This is a genomic window from uncultured Porphyromonas sp., from assembly GCF_915070105.1.
GTDB lineage: Bacteria > Bacteroidota > Bacteroidia > Bacteroidales > Porphyromonadaceae > Porphyromonas.
The window spans coordinates 1-6,800 of the sequence record NZ_CAJZFJ010000093.1 but is presented as its reverse complement, the minus strand read 5'-3'; the positions used below and the strand labels follow the sequence as shown (position 1 = coordinate 6,800).

Here is a 6,800-nt window from a genome sequence, read left to right as displayed (position 1 = left end):
GAAGATAGAAGTATCTATGTCCCAGCATAGATATGCCAAGCGAACACCTCCTACCGAGGAGGCATGAGTATACACGTGTGTACACAACTATATACCCACGTGTACACAACTGTATACACGCGTGTATACAAGTGCGCTCTAAGTATCTCCTCTCTAAGGCTCGCTTGTACGTCTGTTTCTTGGGGATAATGCCTAGGATCTTTAGTGATGGGCTAAGGCTCCCCGGGATATAAAAAAACACCCCCGAAGATCCAAAGGCAGGAGTGTGCGAGCGAGATCATGCGTCGGCCCTGCCTACCTACCTAGCGAAGCAGAGTTCCTCCCACCGAAGGCAAGTAGCCCCAAAAGCCCTAAGTACGCCCCTGTCCTAAGCATAACCCGAAAGGCCGATATAAGCGAGATGCGCTAACTTTGTAGCCAATAAGTGCATAACGAGACAGAGATGAATCAACTAGATATATTCCTCGCAGGAGCAGTGCTCCTCTTCACCCTAGCAGGCCTCTTCGGTGGAGCGGTGAAGCGCGTGGTGCAGGTGGCAGCCATTGTCATCGCCTTCCGCGAGTCCTGGCGCATCACACCCTGGGTTCAGTCCTTCCTAGAGGGGCTGGTCGGTCATCCCATAGGAGGCTGGAGCTTCATCATTCCACTCATAGGCTTTACCCTCGTGTACCTAGGGATCCGTATGCTAGGTGGGTGGTTCTCCTCCCTAACGAAGGGGACGCTGCTGGGGATCCTCGACCACATACTAGGCTTCGTGCTTGGGCTACTCGTGGGTATCTACCTCATGGGCTATGCGTGTCTGCTCTTCGAGGGGATCTTCCCTACGCCTCCACTCAAGCCCTCGAGCGGTGAGCCTCTGACGACCCGACAGACCTCCGTCCTCTACCCTTACCTCATACGTGCCGTAGGCGATATACGGCAGGCGAAGACCATCATCTTCCCCGAGGAACCAAAGCACCCCGAGGAAGCTCCTACTCCCCCACCCACTAAGAATCGCAGACGATGAACCCACTAGAGCTGATCCACCGCTACTACCCCGAGGGTAGCGACATAGAGCGTGTCCTGCGGCTACATAGCGAGGACGTCACTGGCCTAGCCCTAGAGCTCGTGGATCGACACCCCGAGATGAACCTCGACCGCACCTTCGTCGAGGAGGCTGCTATGCTCCACGATATAGGTATCTATAAGACCAACGCTCCCGAGATCCATTGCCACGGCGATGCACCCTATATCCTACACGGCTATCTAGGGGCGGAGCTGCTGAGGAGCTTGGGATTCCCCCGCCACGCCCTAGTCGCCGAGCGTCATACGGGCAGCGGGCTGACCGAGGAGGAGATACGTAGCCGAGGGATCGCCCTACCCCCTGGGATCTACACCCCAGAGAGTCTGGAGGAGAAGCTGATCTGCTATGCGGACAAGTTCTACTCCAAGACGAAGCTGGGACAGCGTAAGAGCCTTGACAAGGTACGCTCAGGCTTCGCCAAACACGGAGAGGAGGCACTGCGGCGCTTCGAGCTCCTACACGAGCTATTCGGACAATAGGCTCGCCTGATAGAGGATTTCCCTGCATTTATTTGCATTCTTCCACGATTAACTCTACCTTTGTCTTAGGAAAGAAACAGAGCCACGATGTCGGTTGGGAAACTCATCGTACTATAGTTGAAAACCGAGACAAACCGAGATGCTAATGGCGGGCTACAACGCCCCTCTCGAGGGACGTTCTCCTGGCGACAGGGGATACAGTAGATTACAAAGGTATCGAGGAACTCAAATCCTGTTTTTCGGAGTTTTCACTTAATCTGCTCGTGGCTCCCCCCTTCAGAGAAGGTCACCCTCTACCCCATAGCGTGGGAGTGGGTGACCTTCCTTACTTTTTAGCCTACTCAGGGAAATGGGCATTCCTACCCTCGGGACAAGCGTCTCCACTCCCTCACGGATGGATCTTCGTGCCCTCAGGGATTGGTTTGTAGACTTCTCCCACCTTGATGGGAGAGCGTCCAAAGCTCCACCCTATCCCCCACCCTCAGATAAAGCAAGCCCCCACCCTCATTACTCTGAGGGCAGGGGCTATAAAGAGATTAGAGAACTCGGCGACTAGGCACTAACCTAGATCCAGCTCCATATAATCAATGAAAGCACGATTGACTAGGTGTGAGCCACCAGCCGTAGGATAGCAGCCCGAGAAATACCAGTCACCTGGATGATGTGGGATGGCCTCGTGGAGTCCCTCGAGGCTCTGGAAGACAAGCTCCACCTCGGCACGTGTCCCCTCGGGGCGAAGGAGCTCTACCATCTTGGCAGAGATCTCCTCGGGGGTGAAGGGAGCATAGATAGCCTGCACCACATTCTCTACCCACTCCGTCTCGGGTAGCTGACTTAGCTGGAGTGCCTTCTGGTACTGCTCATCTAGGAGCTGCTGCATCCCTCGCTCACGAATGAGGGCTATGGCAGCACGGAAGGCGATGAACTCCTTCATCTTGCTCATGTCGATCCCGTAGTAGTCTGGGTAGCGCACCTGTGGACAGCTAGAGACAATGACGATCTTGCGAGGCCCAAGGCGATCCAGGATACCGATGATGCTCTGCCGAAGGGTCGTACCCCGCACGATACTATCATCGATGACCACTAGGCTATCTACACCTCGCTCCACCGACCCGTACGTGATGTCGTAGACATGTGCTGCGAGCTCATTACGGCTCTTGCCCTCGGAGATGAAGGTACGGAGCTTGATATCCTTGATGGCGACCTTCTCAGTGCGTACACGTTGGGCAAGGATAGCCCTCAGAGCCTCCTCGCTGAGACCGGGCTGGGACTGTATCTGCTGGAGCTTCTGCTCTGTGAGGTACTTGTCCAGCCCCTCGACCATACCATAATAGGCGACTTCGGCAGTATTGGGGATGAAGGAGAAGACCGTATGCTGTAGGTCTCCGTCTACTGCCCTGAGGATAGCAGGGGTAAGGTGTTCCCCAAGGGCCTTGCGCTCCCGATAGATATCTCGGTCACTGCCACGAGAGAAGTAGATGCGCTCGAAGCTACAGGCAGCGCTGGGCTTGGCCTCCACGATCTGCTCCGTGCGCACCTCAGCAGAGCGACTGACGAGGAGGGCTTGCCCTGGGTGTAGCTCCTGCACTCGGTCACTCGTGATGTTCATCACCGTCTGTATGACGGGGCGCTCGGAGGCCAGCACGACGATCTCGTCATCTACATAGTAGAAGGCTGGACGGATCCCCCAAGGGTCTCTCATCGCATAGCTCTCACCGCTACCCGTCTGTCCGCACATCACGAAGCCTCCATCCCAGAGGGGGGCACACTGACGCAGGACGTTGGCCAGATCCATACGCTCCTCGATATAGTGGGTGATATCCATCCCCTGCAGGCCGTGCCCCTTGCTCTCGATGAAGAGACGCTCGACCTCTCTATCCAGCCTATGCCCGATCTGCTCCAGCAGAATATGCATATCGGAGACGTGGCGAGGGTGCTGTCCTACGGAGGTAATGGCATCGAAGACCTGAGAGACGTTCGTGAGGTTGAAGTTTCCACAGATCGAGAGTGTCTTAGCACGCCAGTTACTACGGCGTATCATCGGGTGCACATAGGTCAGGCCGCTCTTGCCCGTGGTGCTATAGCGGAGGTGCCCCATGAGGCAGGAGCCTGCGAAGGGAAGGTTGCGCTCGGCATAGGCTACGTCGCCGAGGCTATCGGCAGGTGCATGGGCGAGCTGGGCATGGACGGCATTGAAGATCTCTTGTATGGCGGAGGAGCCTTCGGCACGCTCACGGAAGAGGTACTCGTCACCGGGCTCACTCTGGAGCTTGACGACAGCTAGGCCTGCGCCCTCCTGCCCGCGGTTGTGCTGCTTCTCCATCAGGAGGTAGAGCTTGTTGAGCCCATACATCCACGTACCATACTTCTCTTGGTAGTAGCTGAGGGGCTTACGCAGGCGGATCATAGCCACGCCACATTCATGCTTGAGGGGTTCCATTTGTATCTAGGGAAGGGAAATAGAATAGTCTACTAGGGGGAAATGGGGATTATCCGAATGCAAGATGCGCACCCTTGGAGTGAAAGATGCGCATCCTTGCTTAGTCGTTATCTATAGGGGGTGAGAGGGGTATAGTCTAGCGCTTACCCTTCTTCTGAGCCTTGCGCTGCTGCTCCTGCTGCAGGCGCTGAGCCTCCTCGAGGCGCTGCATCCACTTGGACTTCTTGCGGGGCTTCTTCTTGTTCTCCTCGAGTTCGTGCAGTAGCTTCTCCTCGTTGAGTGTCCAGCGGAAGGCTAGATACTGTAGGATGGTAATCAGCGTAGAGACGAAGTAGTAGTAGCTCAGCGCAGAGGCATTCTGATTGAAGATGAAGAAGAACATGATGGACATGATGTAGGGCATCATCTTCATCCCAGCCATACCCTCTGCCGAGCTAGGAGACTGGCTCATCGTGTAGCGTGTGTAGATGACGTTGGTCACTGTCATCAGCACGCAGAAGAGGCTCAGGTGGTTGCCCAGGAAGGAGGAGATGAGGGGGATATTGAAGTCCCACGAGATGATCGCATCGTAGGTCGATAGGTCCTCTGCCCATAGGAAGCTCTGCCCACGTAGTAGGATCGAGGTAGGGAAGTACATGTACAGAGCGATGAGGAAGGGCATCTGCAGCAGCATAGGTAGACAGCCACTCATCGGGCTAGCACCTGCGGAGCGATAGAGGTTCATCGTCTCGGTCTGTCGCTTCATCATCGCCTCCTGATCCTTGCCGGGGTACTTCGCATTGATCTCGTCGATCTGAGGCTTCAGGACACGCATCTTGGCCTGCGAGAGGTAGCTCTTGTGCGTGAAGGGCCATAGCAGCATCTTGATGATCAGCGTCATCAGTAGGATGATGATCCCCCAGTTAGAGAGGAAGCCCGAGAGGAAGGTGACGATCGGGATAATCAGATACTTATTAATCCAGCGGAAGACGCTCATGCCGAGATAGACGAGGTGGTCTAGCTGCAGAGGGGCATCATTCTGCGAGAGCTCGGCGTCATAGCGCTGTAGGAGCTCGTAGTCATTCGGCCCAAAGATGAAGGTTAGGGGTACCTGCGTCACCTCCTCCTTGACTGACATCGGGAAGGAGGCCACGAGGGAGCACGAGCGGACGTAGCCACTACCCTCATCCTCGGCCTTGAGTGTGAGCTTATTGTTTTGGAAGCCCGTGCGCTGGTTGATCAGCACAGAGCTGAAGTACTTATCCTTGAAGGCAACCCACTGGAGCGATTCCTTGATCTCCTCGGTGCTCTCACTGCTCGTCTCGAGACGCTCTACATCACCCTTGGGGAAGTGATAGTAGATACCGCTATACTGCCCCTCGAACTTCCAGGACTGCTCCTGCTGGGGCATGCGCTGCCGCCACTCGACATCCTGCGTAGTCATGTTCACGGGCAGTAGACGACGTAGCTCGTGTCCCGTGATCGTGAGCCCCACACGGTAGTCGTCGGGGCGCAGGGTGTAGGCAAAGTCTAGGTAGGCCACCGAGTCGATCTGCATACGTAGGACGGCCGCACTGTCGCTCTGACTGATGATGTCGAAGTAAGCCGTAGAGGTATTGACGATCTTATTTTCCAGCGTACGCAGGGGGAGGTTGAGGGTAGCGTCACCTTGGCGGAAGAGCTGTACGGGCTTCTTCTGCTGGTCGGTGTAGTCCGCTAGCGTAGCCTCTACGGGAGAGGCACCCTTGTTGGAGAGCTTGAGGGTGAGCTTCTTGTTCTTCAGTACCACAGTCTGCTCGGGGCGCTCCTGCTGGTAGGCGGGGAGTACGGGGCCGACTACAGAGACGGAGTCCTCTGGGTGGTCGATCGTACAGCCATCCGCACCCGTCTCTGTAGCTCGGAGGGCTGACTGACTCAGGGCTACCACCTGAGTCGTATCCGTCGTAGGAGTGGCCTGCGGCTGCGGACTCGACTGCTGAAAGAGAGTGAACCCTATCAGTACAGCACCGATGAGTAGGGCTCCAATGATTGTATTCTTATCCATTTATCATTTACTGACCGAGTGAGGGAGGGGGCTATCACAGCCTCCTCTCCACTCGGATGCTATACTATATAATGCCTTAGCACTTGCCTTGGTTCTCTTGGCTATAGCTAATAGCCTCCTTGACGAATGCCATGAAGAGAGGGCTGGGATGGAGCACCGTACTCTTGTACTCGGGGTGGAACTGTACCCCTACGTACCAGCGATGGTCGGGGATCTCTACCGTCTCGACGAGGCCTGTATCGGGGTTCTCCCCTGCGCAGACCATACCTGCACGCTCGTAGTCCTCGCGGTACTGGCTATTGAACTCGAAGCGGTGCCTGTGTCGCTCACGGATGAAGTCTGCTCCATAGGCCGTAGCGATCCGTGACCCTGGGCGCAGGATGCAGTCGTAGCCACCTAGGCGCATGGAGCCACCTAGCTCGGAGATGCTCTTTTGCTCCTCCATCAGGTCTACCACCTTGTGCGTGGTCGAGGGGTCGATCTCTGTCGTATGGGCATCCTTCCAGCCGAGCACATTGCGGGCGAACTCGATGACCATACACTGCATCCCGAGACAGATACCTAGTGTAGGGATACCGTGCTCACGGGTGTAGCGCAGAGCCTCAAACTTCCCGTCCACTCCTCTTGCTCCGAAGCCAGGGGCTACCACCACACCGTCGATCCCCTCTAGGAGAGAGGCGACATTGGATGAGGTGATACGCTCGCTGTGGATAGAGATGAGGCGAAGCTTACGCCCGTTATAGGTCGCTGCCTGTAGGAGAGCTTCGTCGATGGACTTGTAGGCATCCTGGAGCT

5 protein-coding genes are annotated in these 6,800 nt (G+C 56.1%); 2 read left to right on the top strand and 3 right to left on the bottom strand.

What is annotated here, in order from left to right:
- Positions 1-442: 442 nt before the first annotated feature.
- Positions 443-1,006: a CvpA family protein gene (locus tag QZ554_RS07920; protein ID WP_297195664.1), complete on the top strand. Its 564-nt coding sequence runs from the start codon at positions 443-445 to the stop codon at positions 1,004-1,006.
- Entirely contained in the window at positions 1,003-1,542 is a 540-nt protein-coding gene (locus QZ554_RS07915; protein ID WP_297195663.1) for an HD domain-containing protein, read from the top strand. Before QZ554_RS07920 ends, QZ554_RS07915 begins: the two co-directional genes overlap by 4 nt.
- Before the next feature lie 559 nt (positions 1,543-2,101).
- On the opposite strand, the gene QZ554_RS07910 is transcribed toward QZ554_RS07915, so the two are convergent.
- The 3 genes from QZ554_RS07910 to QZ554_RS07900 form a co-directional block, all read right to left on the bottom strand.
- On the bottom strand, positions 2,102-3,982 hold the full coding sequence (locus QZ554_RS07910) for an amidophosphoribosyltransferase (RefSeq protein ID WP_297195662.1): 1,881 nt from the start codon (positions 3,980-3,982) through the stop codon (positions 2,102-2,104).
- Between the two features lie 136 nt (positions 3,983-4,118).
- On the bottom strand, positions 4,119-6,005 hold the full coding sequence (gene yidC, locus QZ554_RS07905; RefSeq protein ID WP_297195661.1) for a membrane protein insertase YidC: 1,887 nt from the start codon (positions 6,003-6,005) through the stop codon (positions 4,119-4,121).
- A 76-nt stretch (positions 6,006-6,081) separates the two neighbouring features.
- On the bottom strand, positions 6,082-6,800 hold a 719-nt coding region (locus QZ554_RS07900; RefSeq protein ID WP_297195660.1), incomplete at its 5' end, for a gamma-glutamyl-gamma-aminobutyrate hydrolase family protein.